Genomic DNA, 15,421 nt, shown 5'->3' with positions numbered 1-15,421 from the left:
ACCGATTTGTGGGTAAAGGGCAGGGCTTGCTGGCTAGAAGAAGCCGAGCTTCTCTTCGTGGTAGCTCACCAGCAGGTTCTTGGTCTGCTGGTAGTGGTCGAGCATCATCTTGTGGGTCTCGCGACCGATGCCCGACTCCTTGTAGCCGCCGAAGGCGGAGTGCGCCGGGTAGGCGTGGTAGCAGTTGGTCCACACCCGGCCCGCCTTGATCGCCCGGCCGACCCGGTAGGCGACGTTGCCGTTGCGGCTCCAGACGCCCGCGCCGAGGCCGTAGAGGGTGTCGTTGGCGATCTCCAGCGCCTCGTCCTCGTCCTTGAAGGTGGTGACCGCGAGCACCGGGCCGAAGATCTCCTCCTGGAAGATGCGCATCCGGTTGTGGCCCTTGAACAGGGTCGGTTGCGCGTAGTAGCCCCCCTCCAGCTCGCCGCCGAGCTGCGCGGCGGCCCCGCCGATCAGGCACTCGGCGCCCTCTTCGCGGCCGAGCTCCATGTAGGAGAGGATTTTGGTCAGCTGCTCCCTGGAGGCCTGGGCGCCCATCATCGTCTCGGTGTCGAGCGGGTCGCCCTGCTTGATCGCGGCGACGCGGGCCAGCACCCGCTCCATGAAGGGCTCGTAGATCGATTCGTGGATCAGCGCGCGGCTCGGGCAGGTGCACACCTCGCCCTGGTTGAAGGCGAACAGCACCAGCCCTTCGATCGCCTTGTCGAGGAAGGCGTCGTCGTGGTCCATGACGTCGGCGAAGAAGAGGTTGGGCGATTTGCCGCCCAGCTCCAGGGTCGCCGGGATCAGGCTGTTGGCGGCGGCCTGGGCGATCACCCGGCCGGTGGTGGTGGAGCCGGTGAAGGCGATTTTGGCGATGCGCGTGCTGGTGGCCAGCGGCATGCCCGCCTCGCGGCCGTAGCCGTTGACCACGTTGAGCACGCCCGGCGGCAGCAGGTCGGCGATCAGCTCGACCAGGATGAGGATCGAGACCGGGGTCGACTCGGCGGGCTTGAGCACCACGCAGTTGCCGGCGCCGAGCGCCGGGGCGAGCTTCCAGGCGGCCATCAGCAGCGGGAAGTTCCACGGGATGATCTGGCCGACCACGCCGAGCGGTTCGTGGAAGTGGTAGGCGACGGTGGTCTCGTCGAGTTCGCTGATGCCGCCCTCCTGGGCGCGCAGGGCGCCGGCGAAGTAGCGGAAGTGGTCGCAGGCGAGCGGCACGTCGGCGGCCAGCGTCTCGCGGATCGGCTTGCCGTTGTCGACCGTCTCGGCGTAGGCGAGCAGCTCCAGATTGCTTTCGATGCGATCGGCGATCTTCAGCAGCAGGTTGGCGCGCTCGGTAACCGAGGTCTTGCCCCAGGCATCCGCCGCGGCGTGGGCGGCGTCGAGCGCCAGCTCGATGTCCTCCGCGGTGGAGCGGGCCGCACGGGTGTAGACCCGGCCGGTGCCGGGGGAGACCACGTCCATGTATTCGCCTTTGCTCGGGGCGACCCATTGTCCTCCGATGAAGTTGTCGTAGTGATCGTGGTAGCGAACCTTGGCGTCGGCGCTGCCGGGGGCTCCATAAATCATGCTGCGTTACCTCGTTCTGGGTGATGTTTTTCCGTCGTGCCGGTCCCGCGTTCGCCACGGTTCCGTGGAGGGGAGGGGTCTCAACTTGCGTGCCAGCCCGAGGGCTGGCGGAAATGGACGGTTTTTCAACGTGTTGGAAATCGTCGTGGGAGCGGTGGTACGGCCGGTTACGTCACCGTTTTCAACACCTGTCACAATCTGGAACAGTTGAGTGCCCGGCGCGGGGGAAGCGGTTGCGCGTCTGCCGGGAGGTCTTCGATACTGGGCGTCGAACGGGCGTTTCCGCCTGTCGAGGAGGAGTGCGGGATGAGTTCCACGGCGGTGAGCACGGCGCTGCGCAAGGCGCGGATGCGGCTGATCGAGCACGGCGAGTGTTCCCCCGGCACGGTCGACGAGCGGATCGCCCGTTCGTGGCGGCGCAGCCTCGCCGCGGGGCTGTCGCCGACCGGCCGGCTGAGCGGCCTCGACGCGCTCGGCGGGCAACCCCTGCGCCGCTTGCTGGCGCGCAACCACGATCTGCTCGCCCATGCCCGTCCGGTGATGGAGTACCTTCACGGCCAACTGCGCGAGAGCCACAGCATGATCATCCTCGCCGATCGGCAGGCGACGTTGATGCAGGCGCTGGGCGATTGCGATTTCCTCACCAAGGCGGAGCGGGTGGCGCTGTCGGTGGGGGCCTCGTGGCAGGAGTGTTTTCGTGGCACCAATGCCATCGGTACCTCGCTGGCCGAGGCGCAGAGCGTCGAGATCAACGGCGCCGAGCACTTCCTCGAACGCAACGGCTTCCTCACCTGCGCGGCGGCGCCGATCATGGCGGCGGACGGTAGCCTGCTGGGGGTGATCGACGTCTCCGGCGATCAACGCAACCGCCATCCGCACACCCTCGGGCTGGTCGGCATGGCGGCGCGGATGATCGAGAACCGTCTGCTGATCGCCGATCCTCGCCACGCCTTCCGCCTTCGCCTGCACGCCTATCCGGAGGGGATCGGTTCGGTGGCCGAGGGGATCGTTGCGCTGTCGGGGGAGGGGGAGATCGTCGGTGCCAACCGCGCCGGGCTGGCGATGCTCGGGTTGGGACCGCTGGATCTGGGAGGGACCCCCCTGCGGCGGGTGATCGACGCGCGGCTGGGGGAGTTGCTGGCGCGCCACCGCCGCCAGCCGCGGCAGCCGCTGGCGATCCGTCGGCGCGACGGTTCGCCGCTGTTTGCGCGGCTGGAGTTGGAGCGCACGGTGGTGGTGAGCGCCGCGAGTGCGCCGCCCCGGCCGCCCGCGGATGCGCTGGCCGCCCTCGACACCGGGGATGCCGCCTGGCGTGCCGCCGCGGACAAGGCGCGGCGGGTGGTCGGCAAGCCGATCCCGCTGCTGATCCTCGGCGAGTCGGGGGTCGGCAAGGAGCTGTTCGCCCGCGCGGTGCATGACAGCGGTCCGCGCCGTGACGGTCCGTTCGTCGCCATCAACTGCGCCGCCCTGCCGGAGAACCTGATCGAGGCGGAGCTGTTCGGCTACAGCGCGGGTGCCTTCACCGGGGCGCGGCGGGAGGGGTGCCGGGGGCGCCTGCGCGAGGCCCACGGCGGCACCCTGTTCCTCGACGAGATCGGCGATATGCCGTTGGCGCTGCAGGGCCGTCTGCTGCGTGTGTTGCAGGAGCGGCAGGTGGTGCCGTTGGGTGGCGGCAAGGCGGTGGATGTCGATTTCGCGCTGGTTTGCGCCACCCACCGCAAGCTGCGCGAGGCGGTCGATTGCGGCGCCTTTCGCGGTGATCTCTACTACCGGATCGCCGGGCTCACGCTACGGCTGCCGGCGCTGCGCGAGCGCGGTGATCTGCCGGCGCTGAGCGAACGGCTGCTTGAGGAGATCTCGCCGGAACGCGAGGTGACCCTCTCCCCCGAGGTGATGGCGCGGTTCGCGCGCTACCGCTGGCCGGGCAACCTGCGCCAGTACGCCAACGTGTTGCGCACCGCCTGCGCGATGCTGGAGGAGGGCGAGGGGTGTATCGAGTGGCGTCACCTGGACGAGGCACTGGTCGAGGAGTTGACCGAGCTGCCGTCGGTTCCCGCCGCGGAGGAGGAGGAGGTCCCGCGCAACCTCCACGAACTCTCCATGGCGGCGATCCGGCGCACCCTGGAAGCGTGCCGCGGCAACGTCTCGCAGGCGGCGCGGCAGCTCGGCATCAGCCGGCAGACGCTATACCGCAAGTTGAAGCGCGGATGAGCCGCGATTTCACCGAAGGATACGTAGGGTGGGAAGAGCGCAGCGAAACCCACCGTGACGCCGTTGAATGATCCGCCATACGCGCGATGGGGGGCGCGTCCCCGTCCTGCGTCCGGTGCCAACGTGGAGGGCGCCTTGGTAGCCCAGTGGCACAAGGCGGATTCGCTTTGGTGGCGTGTCATCACGATTACCTAACGTCGATAGGTCGCTTCGTAGGTCGGCGCTACCGCGCCGACGCGAACGAAGGCAGCGGGTTTGCGGCCACGATGACCGTTCCGAATGGAGCGCTCCATTCGGAAGGTTTGGCGGAGTGGTGAAAGGGGGGTGCCTCCGTTCGCGTCGGCGCGGTAGCGCCGACCTACGGGGAGTTCAATCCGCGTTTCAGTTCGGTCCGAGGGCGATGCGGTAGCAGGTCTCCAGCTCCTCCGCGACCATCTCCACCACCTGCCGGTCCAGCTTCCCTTCGTCCACCGATTGCTTGAGGATCGCCAGTGCCTCTTCCGCCGGCAGGGAGGCGCGGTAGGGGCGGTTCTGCGCCAGCGCCTGGAAGATGTCGGCCACCGCGATGATCCGGTGCTCCAGTTGCAGCGCGTCGCCGCCGGCGTGGAACGGATAGCCGGTGCCGAGCAGGTTCTCGTGGTGCAGCGCGGCCCACGAGGGCAGCGGGGTGTCGGGGAAGGCCTCGTTGAGGATCTGGAAGGTGTCGTAGCTGTGGCTGATCATGGTCGCCCGTTCGGTGTCGCTGAGGGCGGCCGGTTTCTCCAGCAGTTCGTCGGGGACGCGCAGCTTGCCGAGGTCGTGGAGCAGGCCGGCGATCTCGATCAGCTCCCGTGTCTCCTCGTCGCGGCCGGCGCGCGCGGCGAGGTGGCGGGCGAGGCGGGCGACGCCGCTGGAGTGTTCGGCGGTGAACGGGCTCTTGGCGTCCACCACCCGGGCGAACAGGCGGGCGATGGCGTGCAACTGGTCGACGCCGATGGAGCTGCCGCGGGTGCGCAGTGGGTGCTCCTGCAGGCGCAGGTCGATGAACGAGGGGTCGAGGGCGAGCCAGAACGATTCCCGCGGTCCCAGTTCGTTGAACGCCGCCATCAGCTCCGGGGAGAACAGGATGTTGGCGTACTCGCCGATCTTCTCCACCACCTGCTGCTTGTGTAGCAGCACTTGGTGGTGGGCGTGGCCGGCGTCGGTGGCGACGGCGTAGAGCACGTCGATGCGGTCGGTGAGGAAGATCAGGTTGGCGTGGAGGCGTACCGCGGGGGGCAGCTCGGCGGCGGCCAGCTCCTGCCACGGCGTGTGGTGCCAACGGATGGTCTCCGCCAGGTGGGCCAGCGGCGGGCAGGCGGCGAGGTAGTCGTGGCCGCGCCGGCAGTGGGAGTCGGCACCGTCCCACACCATATGGTCGACCAGATTCTTGTGTTCACGGGTGGCGGAGACGCCGCAGTCGTGGAGCATGCCGGCGTGGAGCAGGCGGCGGCGGGTGTCGTCGTCCCAGCCCAGCTGGTCGGCGATCATGTCGCTCATCAGCGCCACCCGCTTGCCGTGGTGGATCTCGTCGACGCCGACGAAGTCGAGGGCGGTGGCCAGCGCGACGATGGTGGAGTGGAGGTCGATGTGGAACGCCATGCTCTCTCCCTCGGGCGGATACGCCCCATACCGGTGGAATAGTCCAGATCGGACGGTTGCGCCAAGGGAAATGATTCCTTCTTCCGGGTGTGGTATTGAGGAGGCAGACGGGACCCGCGGAGGAGATTGACAGTGGCAGACGACTCGATGGCATCGGAGAACACCCTGGCGCGCCTGCGCGTGGCCGCCGACATGCAGTATTTCCCCGCGCTCGACGCCTTCGTGCGGCGGATGGCCGAGGTGGCGGGGTTCGACGCCGCGGCGGTGGACCGGCTGGGGCTGATCGTCGAGGAGGCGGTCGGCAACGTGGTCCACCACGCCTTCCTCCCCGGCGAGCCGGGCGAGCTGGAGCTGCTGCTGCTGGAGCGCCCCGGCCAGTGGGTGGTGGCGGTGGAGGACCAGGGGCTGCCGTTCGATCCCGAGGTGTTCCGCCGGATGAAGGCGGGCGAGCCGGAGCACGGGGTGGGGATGCGGCTGATGCGCGCCTTCGCCGACGAGCTGCGCTTCGTCAACCTGGGCAAGGGCGGCAAGCGGGTGGAGCTGGTCAAGAACCTGCCGCTGCGCGGGGTCGACGACTACCTGAGCGAGGCCGAGCGGGCGGCCGCGCCGCTGGTCGAGCAGTCGGTGGCGCGGCTCGACACCCCGGTGGAGCTGCGGCCGATGCGCGCCGTCGATGCGGTCAATCTCGCCCGGCTGGTCTACCGGGTCTACGGCTACTCCTATGCCGGGGAGTTCATCTACTACCCGGAGCGGATCCGCGAGCGGCTGGCCTCGGGGATCACCCTGTCGTGGGTGGCGGTCACCCCGGAGGGGGAGATCGTCGGCCACGTCGGGCTCAACCTGGAGTTCCCGCAGGCGCCGGTGGGGGAGGTGGCGCAGGTGGTGGTGGACCCCCGTTTCCGCGGGCGCAAGCTGTTCGAGCGGCTGCAGCGCGAGCTGCTCGATTTCGTCGCCGCACGCGGGATGTACGGGGCGTTCAGCGAGGCGGTGACCGTCCACCCCTTCACCCAGAAGGGCAACCTCGCCCTCGGCGCCCATGAGATCGGCCTGATGTTCGGCTACAGCCCGAGCACCACCCGCTTCCGCGGCATCGAGGAGCATCAGCGCCAGCGGCAGAGCGCGATGCTGATGTACCGGCCGATCAATCCGGCGCCCCGGCGGGTGCTCTACCCACCGTTCCATCACGAGGGAGTGCTGCGCCGGATCATCGAGATCAACGGCCTGGATCGCCAACTGGTCGGCGCGGCGAGCCGCTGGGAGGTGCCGTCGCTGCCCGGTCACTCGACGGTGGAGGTGCGCGCCCAGCCGGAGTGGGGGCACGGTTCGATCACCGTGCTGCAGTTCGGCGAGGACCTGCTGCCACTGGTGCGCATGCGGCTGCGTGAGCTCTGTCTCAACGGCATCGAGGCGATCTTCCTCGACCTGCCGCTGGAGGACCCCGCCACCGCGGTGCACTGCGCGATGTTGGAGTCGCTCGGGTTCTTCTTCTCCGGGCTGGTGCCGGAGCTGGGGGCGACCGGCGACGTGCTGCGCCTGCAGTACCTCAACAACGTGGCGATCGACCCGACGCGGCTGCAGGTGGCCTCGGAGTTCGGCCGGGAGCTGCTGGAGTACGTCGCCTCGCAGATGACCCAGGGGTTGGAGCTGTGAGTCAGCCGGTCGGACCGTCGATCACGCGTTCGGCAGCCTCGGCAAGGACCCCCGACCGGCTGAGGTGGTGGCTCCTGGCGTAGTCGTCGATGCGCTTCACCAGGCGTTCCGGGAGCCGGACTTCGATGGGAATCCCATCGGTCTCGTTTTCTGTCGCGCCGATCTCCACCATCAACCACACGCCGTCCGAATAGCCGGGATCGCGAGCCAGCACCTCCAGCGGGGTTGGTGGTGGGAGGGCCTGCTCCTCCCCGTCGAAATAGAGTTCGACGGCGTCCTGAATTTTGGCCGGGAGATCCTGCCAGTCGTCGGCGGCGGAAAAGCATCCGGGCAGATCCGGAATGGTTACGCCGTGGGCGTGCCGGTCGTCGCCGAGGTGGACGTATACGGGATACAGCATGATTTACCTCCACTCCCAGCCCGCTTGGCGGTAGATATTGTGCAGCGTCCCGACGGCGATGTCTTTGCGCGGATGGGGCAGTACGACATGACCCGGGCGATCGGGATGCTTGAACTTGCGGTGATCGCCCTTGCCGCCGACCTCGACCCTCCCCTCCGCCTTCAGACGCTTGATGACCGCGGCGCTGGTCATGTGTCCGCATGATGCGTTCGCCGCCGAGCCGAAAGCAAGCGCGTCGAGCGTCGCGGGTCGGTGGGCACCACCATTTCCGCTCCAGTCTGATAATCTATCAGAATTTTCCTACAGCTCCGGTGGCCGAGGATGTGGCCGTCACTTTGCACGTTCCGGCAATGGGGACGATGATTTGGGAGGGCATCCCGGCGCGGCCTCGCCGTCGGGGGGAGCGGTTTCATGGCAGCGCACAACATCGAGCGGCTCAAGCGCTCCGTCTTCATCCGGACCCTGGTCGCGCTGACCACGGTCGGGGTGCTGCTGGCGGCGGCGATCATGCTGCCGCTGCACCAGGACCTGAAGGCGAAGAACGACCGCGAGGTCCACTTCATCGTCGATGCCAAGGCGGTGTCGGTCGACCAGTATGTCTCGCGGATCATCAACATCGCCGAGCAGTTCACCAGCCGCACCCAGATCCGCCGCAAACTCGCGGCCTACAACGAGGGCACGGTGACCCTCGACGGGCTGGTCGAGTTCTCCCACGACAAGCTGCTCGATGCGATGAAGAAGTCCCGCGAGGCGGTGGGCATCACCCGCCTCGACGCCGCCGGCAGGGTGGCGGTGGTGGTCGGGCGGCGGCTGCCGGAGGGCTTTCTAGGCGGTTTCGACCGTGACCTGCAGCGCACCACCCTCTATCCGCCGGTGGTGTCGGACGGCGCCCCGTTCATCGTCGTCGCCACGCCGATCCTCGACCGCGACCGCCGCAAGGTGGGCACCGACGTCGTCCTCTTCCGCACCGATAGCCTGAAGGCGATCATCCAGAACCGCTCCGGCCTCGGCGAGAGCGGCGAGGTGGTCCTCGCCTACTCCGCCGCCGGGCGGATCGCCTCGCTGTTCTCCACCCGCCGCCCCTTCGCGCGGGCGGCGCTGCAGCGGGTGGTCGACGACTTCGTCGCCGGCCGCTTCACCCGCGAGGAGAGCCGCCATCCCGCCTGTCCCACCTGCGTGGTGGCGATCCGCGCCATCGAGCACACCGATTGGCACCTGCTCTTCCACATGGAGTCCGACGAACTCAACGCCATCCTCGACGCCACCATGTTGCGCCTGGTGGCGATCGCCGCCTTCATCCTGGTGGCCGGCATGGTGGGGATCTATCTGCTCACCTACCCGCTGCTGCGCTCGCTGGCCGAGGAGCTGACGGAACGCATCCATGCCGAGGCGGAGGTGCGCCGGCTCAACGACGACCTGGAGCGGCGGGTCGAGGAGCGCACCCACCAGCTGGCCGAGGCGAAGGAGGAGGCGGAGGTGGCCAACCGCGCGAAGAGCACCTTCCTCGCCAACATGAGCCACGAGCTGCGCACCCCGATGAACGCGATCCTCGGCTTCTGCGAACTGATGAACCGCGATCCGGCGCTCCCCCCCGGTCAGCGCGAGAACCTGCACATCATCGGTCGCAGCGGCGAGCACCTGCTGGCGTTGATCAACGACGTCCTCGACATGTCGAAGATCGAGGCGGGACGGATGACCGTCGAGCCGGTCGCCTTCGATCTCCACGAGATCCTCCACGACATCGGCGAGATGATGCGGGTGCGCGCCGAGGAGCGGGACCTGCGCTTCCTGCTGGAGCGCGAGCAGGGGCTGGAGCGCTTCGTCCGCGGTGACGTGGGCAAGCTGCGCCAGGTGCTGATCAACCTGCTCGGCAACGCGGTCAAGTTCACCGCCGAGGGGGGCGTTACCCTGCGCGCGAGGAGCGTCCGCGAGGGTCAGTCGGTAAGGCTCCACTTCGAGGTGGAGGATACCGGTCGCGGCATCGCCGAGGAGGAGCTGGAGCAGATCTTCTCGCCCTTCGTGCAGGTCGGGCGGGGCGCCGCGGTGATGGAGGGGACCGGCCTGGGGCTGCCGATCACCCGCCAGTTCGTCGAGTTGATGGGCGGCACCATCGAGGTGCAGAGCCGCTTCGGCGTGGGGAGCCTGTTCCGTTTTGACCTGCGGGTGGAGGCGGCCCCGGAGGAGGAGGCGCGGCCGGCCGCGCGCCGCGCGCGGGTGGTCGGTCTGGCCCCCGGTCAGCCGGTCTACCGGGTGCTGGTGGTGGACGATGCGGAGGCCAACCGGCTGCTGCTGCGCAAGTTGCTGCAGGAGGTGGGCTTCGATGTCCGCGAGGCGGCCGATGGGCGGGAGGCGATGGCGCTGTTCGAACGGTGGCGGCCGCAGGTGGTTTGGATGGACATGCGCATGCCGGTGATGGACGGCTACGAGGCGACCCGGCGGATCAAGGCGGCCCCCGGCGGCGAGGAGACGGTGGTGATGGCGCTCACCGCCAGCGCCTTCAGCGACGAACGCGAGCGGGTGCTGGACGCCGGCTGCGCCGAGTTCGTGCGCAAGCCGTTCCGTGAGGCGGATCTGTTCGAGGCGATGGCCCGCCAGCTCGGCGTGGAGTATCGCTACGAGAGCGCCGACGAGGCGCCGGAAGCGAAGGGCGGCGGGCGCGAGGGGCTGACCGCCGAGGCCCTGGGGCAGCTCCCGCAGGGGCTTCTGGAGGCCCTCGACGCGGCGGCCCGCGAGGGCGACGTGGCGGCCATCGACCAGGCCATCGCCGCCATCGGCGGGCACAACGAGGCGCTCGCCGGGGCGCTTCGCGAGTACGCCGGGACGTTCCGCTACGGCGAGCTGCTGGAGCTGATCGGACGGGGGAGAGGAGTGCGCGGATGAGCTCCCGTGAAGGCAATCTGTTGGTGGTGGACGACAACCCCGCCAACCTGCGGCTGCTCACCGGCATGCTCGCCGACGAGGGCTACACGGTGCGTGCGGCGCCCAGCGGGGAGCTGGCGCTGCGGTTCGTCGCCAGCCGGCTGCCGGACATCCTGCTGCTCGACGTGCGCATGCCGGGGATGGACGGCATCGAACTCTGCCGCCGGCTGAAGGCCGATCCGCGCACCCGCGAGATCCCGGTGATCTTCCTCAGCGCGCTGGGCGACACCGCGGACAAGGTGCGCGGCTTCGAGGCGGGGGGCGTCGACTACATCACCAAGCCGTTCGCCGCCGCCGAGGTGCTGGCGCGGGTGCATACCCACCTGACGCTGCACGCGCTGCGCCGGGACCTGGAGGCGCGGGTGGAGGAGGGGGCGCGGGTGCTGGCGCGGCGCGAGCTGCGCCACCGCCTGGTGCTCGACACCGTCGCCGAGGGGATCTACGCCATCGACCGCGAGGGGCGCTGCATCCTGGCCAACGGCGCCTGCGTGCAGCTGCTCGGCTATCAGCGGGCCGACGAGCTGCTCGGCCACGACATGCACCGGCTGATCCACCACTCCCACCGCGACGGCACCGTACACCCCAGCGAGGCGTGCCCGGTTCACGGCGTGGTGGTCTCCGGGGAGCCCTATACCTGCGAGGAGGATCTCTTCTGGCGCAAGGACGGCAGCGCCCTCGCCGTCGCCTACAGCGCGGCGCCGCTGCTGGAGGAGGGGGCGGTGGCCGGCGCGGTGGTCAGCTTCCGCGACATCACCGAGCGCCAGGCGATGGAGGAGGGGCTGCGCCGGGCCAAGGAGCAGGCGGAGGCGGCCAATCTGGCGAAGAGCGAGTTCCTCGCCACCATGAGCCACGAGATCCGCACGCCGATGAACGCCATCATCGGCATGGCCGACCTGCTGGCGGAGACCGACCTCGACGACGAACAGTACAACTACGTGGAGGTGTTCCAGCGCGCCGGCGGTTCGCTGCTCGCGTTGATCAACGACATCCTCGACCTCTCCAAGGTGGAAGCGGGGCAGCTCGGCATCGACCATCTCTCCTTCGATCTCTACGAGCTGATCGAGGGCGCCTGCGAGATCATGGCGCTGCGCGCCTCGGAGAAGGGGATCGAGCTGGCCTGCGAGGTCGCCCCGCGGGTGCCGCGCTATCTGCGGGGCGACCCCAGCCGGCTGCGCCAGATCCTGGTCAACCTGCTGGGCAACGCGGTCAAGTTCACCGAGCGGGGGCGCGTCGATGTGACGGTCGGCGAGCCGATAACCGACGAGCGCGGGATCCGGCTGCGCTTTTCGGTGGCCGATACCGGCAGCGGCATTCCCAAAGAGCGGGTCGATGCCATCTTCGACCCGTTCACCCAGGGCGACTCCTCCACCACCCGCCGCTACGGCGGCAGCGGGCTGGGACTTGCCATCTGCCGCCACCTGGTGGAGCTGATGGGGGGGACGATCGAGGTCGAGAGCAGCCCCGGCGTCGGCAGCACCTTCCGCTTCACCGCCCGTTTCCTGCCCGGCGAGCGGGAGGCGAGCGTGTCGGGCCCGCAGTCCGCCGCGGACCTCGACGGCTTGCCGCTATTGTTGGTGGACGACAACGCGCTGAACCGCGAGATCTTCACCGAGATGCTGGTGCAGCTGGGGTGCCGGGTGCATTCGGTGGGCAACACCGCCGATGCGCTGGCGGAGCTGCGCCGGGCACGCCGGGTGGAAACGCCGTACCGGTTGCTGCTGCTCGACTACCACATGCCGGTGGCCGACGGCTTCCAATTGGTGAGCGAGATCCAGCGGGAGGGGGACTTCGCCGGGCTGCCGGTGCTGATGCTCAGCTCCGATGATCGCCACGAGGTGCGGCTGCGGGCGCGGGAGCTGGGGATCCACTATCAGGTCAAGCCGGTCACCCGGCGGGAGCTGCTGCGCGCGGTCGGCGATACCTTGGCGCAGGCGCGGCGGGCGGCGACATCCGAGTCCACCGGGGGGGCGGTGCGCGGGGCGAACATCCTGCTCGCCGAGGATGCCGACGACAACGTCACCCTGATTCGCGCCTATCTGAAGGGGACCCCGCACACCCTGACCCTGGCCGGGGACGGCGCCGAGGCGGTGGAGCGGTTCCGCGAGGGGCGCTTCGACCTGGTGTTGATGGATATCCAGATGCCGGTGATGGACGGCTACCAGGCGACGCGGGAGATTCGCCGCTGGGAGGGCGAACGGCAGCGGGAGCGGGTACCGATCCTGGCGTTGACCGCCTATGCCCTGGAAGGCGACGACGAGAAGAGTCGCGCCGCCGGTTGCGACAGCCACCTGACCAAACCGATCAAGAAGGCGACCCTGCTGGAAGCGATCGAGCACTGGGCCGGCCCGCGCGAGGCGAGCGCGCCGTAGGTCGGCGATGCTTCGCCGACGCCGATGATCACCCGTCCGCCTGGGATGGCGGTCCCTTCCCAAGGCGGCAAGGCGGCAACGCGGCATGAGCGCATTGGGGAGGGCTCCCGCAGGGCGGGCCGGGAAGGGGGCATCTACGGCAGCGATCGAATCTCGCTTCGATCGAACTGGATGACGATCGCCTTCGTCCTGTCCGTGCGGAAGGAACTCACATCGTTCTCCTTCGGGTCGTTGCTCTTCGCCAGGTACAGGTCCAGCGAGAAGCGCGTCGCCTGGTCGATCTGGGGCGCCTCGAACGGGAGACAGGCATCGAGTCGTTCGCCCGGCTTGATCTTTCGGTTCATCGCGAATGCCGGCACCTTCCAGGTGTACATGTAGTCGTTGTAAAAGAAGCGGTGCAGGTTGTTGAAATCGTCGCTGTAGCGGGAGTGTTTGGTGACGCGGGGGACGATCGGCGCGAACAGCTGACCCTCGGTGATGTTCTCGATGGTCAGGTTGAGGCAGAGGAGCGGGTCGGTCTGCTCCTGCCGTTCCACCAGCCCGCCGATATCGGTGTAACTGACCCGTTGCAAGGTGGCCGACCGCGGCGTGACGCGAATTCCGCCGATCTCGACACGCTGGCGGAGTCGGATGGTGTGGCTCGCGATCGCTTTCGCGTCCTGCTGCTTCTTCGCCTCCGCCTGCTGCTTCCTCTTATATTCGGCGCGTGCCATCCGCGCATAATCCTCCTTCGAGTTGACGTGGAGGAAGGCGAGCATGGCGACCGCTTGTGGCGAAGACCGGGTAAACGCCCAGGCGCCTTCGACGGCGGCGTTGAACAACCTCTCGTCGTGGCTATCGAGCGCCTCTCCGATCAGGGCGCTCCATGCCTCGTTGGTGTTTTGGGCGCGGGCGGTGGCGAGTTTCTGCGCCGCGGCCGCCGACATGGGTGCTTCGTGAGCGGGGGGATCCGCGCGCCCTTGTGTGGGCGAGAACGTCGCGATGGTCATGGCCATCAGCAGGACGATGAGTCGATTCACCGGATAATCTCCCTGTCTCCAAGTTGAAGGGGGGCGATGGTACAACACGTGGTTGGAACGAAACAGCGGCGTGTCGGCGGGGCGACGCGAACGGAGGCACCGCTCTTCCAAGCTTGTCTGCTGTGCTCGCCGACCGGGACGTTCCGCCCGGGATGGTCCGCGTGGCGCCGAGCCCGCTGCCCTCGTTCGCGTCGGTGAGGTAGCACCGACATGCGGTGTGGCGCTGCGTTGCCCGGAACGTCAAAAGGGGGTGATAGGCGCGAACGAACGGGTGAGCGGGTGGACGAACAGGGAGCGGGTGCCTGACTGGCACCCCGACAATCTCTTCCTGGCGTTCCCGTGGGCCGGTCGCACGGCGGTCATCCCAATGCGCTACGGTCAGGTCTGCACCACGGACAACGATATGCGGATCCTCACCCTCAACTCCGGCAGCTCCACCATCAAGTTCCGCCTGTTCGCGATGGCGGACGAAGGCGAGCGGGCCGGCGGGATCGTCGGCCCGCTTACCGATGCCGGGTGCCGGATGGTGGCGACGGTGAAGGGCGAGGCGGCCGAAGTCGCCTGCCCCGGCGCCGATCACCGGGCCGGGCTCGATGCGATCGTCGCCCTGCTCGCTCGCCACCGCTTGGTGCCCGAGGCGGTCGGCCACCGCATCGTCCATGGCGGCGAGCGCTTCACCGCCGCCACCCGTATCGACGAGGCGGTGACCGCCGCCATCGACGAGCTGTCGCTGTTCGCGCCGCTGCACAACCCCGCCGGCCTGCTCGGCATCGCGGCGGCGCGGGCGGCCTGGCCGGCGGTGCCGCAGGTGGCGGTGTTCGATACCGCCTTCCACCACGCGATGCCGGCCCGCGCCTACCGCTATGCGCTGCCCGCGCGCTACTACCGCGAGCACGGCATCCGCCGCTACGGCTTTCACGGCACCTCCCACGCCTACGTCGCCGAGTGCGCCGCGAACCACCTCGGCCGGCCGCTGTCGGAACTCAACATCATCTCCCTGCACCTCGGCCAGGGGGCGAGCGCGGCGGCCATCGCCGGCGGCCGCAGCATCGACACCTCCATGGGCATGACCCCGCTGGAGGGGCTGGTGATGGGCACGCGCAGCGGCGACCTCGACCCGGCGCTGCCGGAGTTCATCGCCCGCACCGAGGGGTGGTCGCCGGAGCGGGTCGACCAGTTGCTCAACCACGAGAGCGGCCTGCTCGGGCTGTGCGGTAGCGGCGACCTGCGCGAAGTGCACCGTCGGCGCGCGGCGGGTGACGCCGAGGCCCGGCTCGCCCTCGAGCTGTTCTGCTATCGCATCCGCAAATACGTCGGCGCCTACGCCGTGGCGCTGGGCCGGCTCGACGCACTGATCTTCACCGCGGGCATCGGCGAGCACGACCCGCACACCCGTCAGGCGGTGTGCGACGGGCTCGGCCTGCTCGGGGTGGAACTCGATCCCGCGCGCAACCGCTCCGCCGACGGCGGGGTCCGCGCGATCCATTCGCCAGGGAGCCGGGTCGGCGTCCTCGTGGTCCCCACCAACGAGGAGCTCGCCATCGCCCGACAGACCCGGACCGTGTTGGAGGAACCGGGTTTCATCAACCGATAAGCCACGTCGAAACATCCCGTCCCCTGCGGAATGCCAGCCTCCGGCAGCCGTAGGATGGGCAAAGGAGTGTAACGACGTGCCCATC

At 68.9% G+C, this 15,421-nt stretch carries 10 protein-coding genes; 5 read left to right on the top strand and 5 right to left on the bottom strand.

The genetic code is table 11. The features are described from left to right. Positions 1-33: 33 nt before the first annotated feature. Complete coding sequence (gene exaC, locus ACYQ2W_RS15955) at positions 34-1,554, bottom strand: acetaldehyde dehydrogenase ExaC (protein ID WP_459869209.1); 1,521 nt, start codon at positions 1,552-1,554, stop codon at positions 34-36. A gap of 306 nt (positions 1,555-1,860) precedes the next feature. Between exaC and ACYQ2W_RS15950 the strand changes: the two genes are divergently transcribed. Then, a complete protein-coding gene (locus ACYQ2W_RS15950; protein WP_459869207.1) occupies positions 1,861-3,765 on the top strand; it encodes a sigma-54-dependent Fis family transcriptional regulator in 1,905 nt (634 codons plus the stop codon). A 381-nt stretch (positions 3,766-4,146) separates the two neighbouring features. Here the strand turns inward: ACYQ2W_RS15950 and ACYQ2W_RS15945 are convergent, their stop codons facing one another. Next, positions 4,147-5,385 (bottom strand): HD-GYP domain-containing protein, encoded by a 1,239-nt coding sequence (locus ACYQ2W_RS15945; protein WP_459869205.1) that lies wholly within the window; start codon positions 5,383-5,385, stop codon positions 4,147-4,149. A gap of 132 nt (positions 5,386-5,517) precedes the next feature. Between ACYQ2W_RS15945 and ACYQ2W_RS15940 the strand changes: the two genes are divergently transcribed. Then, the gene (locus ACYQ2W_RS15940) at positions 5,518-7,035 is read left to right on the top strand and encodes a GNAT family N-acetyltransferase (protein WP_459869203.1); all 1,518 of its coding nucleotides are present in this window, start codon (positions 5,518-5,520) and stop codon (positions 7,033-7,035) included. Between the two features lies 1 nt (position 7,036). On the opposite strand, the gene ACYQ2W_RS15935 is transcribed toward ACYQ2W_RS15940, so the two are convergent. Both ACYQ2W_RS15935 and ACYQ2W_RS15930 read right to left on the bottom strand, forming a co-directional pair. Continuing rightward, entirely contained in the window at positions 7,037-7,435 is a 399-nt protein-coding gene (locus ACYQ2W_RS15935) for a type II toxin-antitoxin system HicB family antitoxin (RefSeq protein ID WP_459869201.1), read from the bottom strand. 3 nt (positions 7,436-7,438) lie between these two features. Further along, entirely contained in the window at positions 7,439-7,627 is a 189-nt protein-coding gene (locus ACYQ2W_RS15930; protein ID WP_459869199.1) for a type II toxin-antitoxin system HicA family toxin, read from the bottom strand. Between the two features lie 219 nt (positions 7,628-7,846). On the opposite strand from ACYQ2W_RS15930, the gene ACYQ2W_RS15925 reads away from it, so the two are divergent. Next, positions 7,847-10,315, top strand: coding sequence for a hybrid sensor histidine kinase/response regulator (locus tag ACYQ2W_RS15925; RefSeq protein ID WP_459869197.1), 2,469 nt, complete (start codon positions 7,847-7,849; stop codon positions 10,313-10,315). Beyond that, positions 10,312-12,723, top strand: a complete 2,412-nt coding sequence (locus ACYQ2W_RS15920; RefSeq protein WP_459869195.1) for a hybrid sensor histidine kinase/response regulator — start codon at positions 10,312-10,314, stop codon at positions 12,721-12,723. The genes ACYQ2W_RS15925 and ACYQ2W_RS15920 overlap by 4 nt, the downstream gene beginning before the upstream one ends. 134 nt (positions 12,724-12,857) lie before the next feature. Here ACYQ2W_RS15920 and ACYQ2W_RS15915 read toward each other — a convergent pair whose 3' ends face one another. After that, positions 12,858-13,742: a hypothetical protein gene (locus ACYQ2W_RS15915; protein WP_459869193.1), complete on the bottom strand. Its 885-nt coding sequence runs from the start codon at positions 13,740-13,742 to the stop codon at positions 12,858-12,860. Positions 13,743-14,040: 298 nt separating this feature from the next. Here ACYQ2W_RS15915 and ACYQ2W_RS15910 point away from each other — a divergent pair, with 298 nt between their 5' ends. Next, positions 14,041-15,336, top strand: a complete 1,296-nt coding sequence (locus tag ACYQ2W_RS15910) for an acetate/propionate family kinase (protein WP_459869191.1) — start codon at positions 14,041-14,043, stop codon at positions 15,334-15,336. The last annotated feature ends 85 nt before the right edge of the window (positions 15,337-15,421 follow it).

The organism is Endothiovibrio diazotrophicus (assembly GCF_054657215.1).
The sequence above is the reverse complement of the archived record's forward strand: the minus strand, read 5'-3'. Positions and strand labels throughout refer to the sequence as shown.

What these genes read in the sequence shown, in the direction of transcription:
- exaC (WP_459869209.1), bottom strand. Translation starts at nt 1,554, where the DNA reads ATGATTTATGGAGCCCCCGGCAGCGCCGACGCCAAGGTTCGCTACCAC.
- ACYQ2W_RS15930 (WP_459869199.1), bottom strand. Translation starts at nt 7,627, where the DNA reads ATGACCAGCGCCGCGGTCATCAAGCGTCTGAAGGCGGAGGGGAGGGTC.
- ACYQ2W_RS15935 (WP_459869201.1), bottom strand. Translation starts at nt 7,435, where the DNA reads ATGCTGTATCCCGTATACGTCCACCTCGGCGACGACCGGCACGCCCAC.
- ACYQ2W_RS15925 (WP_459869197.1), top strand. Translation starts at nt 7,847, where the DNA reads ATGGCAGCGCACAACATCGAGCGGCTCAAGCGCTCCGTCTTCATCCGG.
- ACYQ2W_RS15950 (WP_459869207.1), top strand. Translation starts at nt 1,861, where the DNA reads ATGAGTTCCACGGCGGTGAGCACGGCGCTGCGCAAGGCGCGGATGCGG.
- ACYQ2W_RS15920 (WP_459869195.1), top strand. Translation starts at nt 10,312, where the DNA reads ATGAGCTCCCGTGAAGGCAATCTGTTGGTGGTGGACGACAACCCCGCC.
- ACYQ2W_RS15945 (WP_459869205.1), bottom strand. Translation starts at nt 5,385, where the DNA reads ATGGCGTTCCACATCGACCTCCACTCCACCATCGTCGCGCTGGCCACC.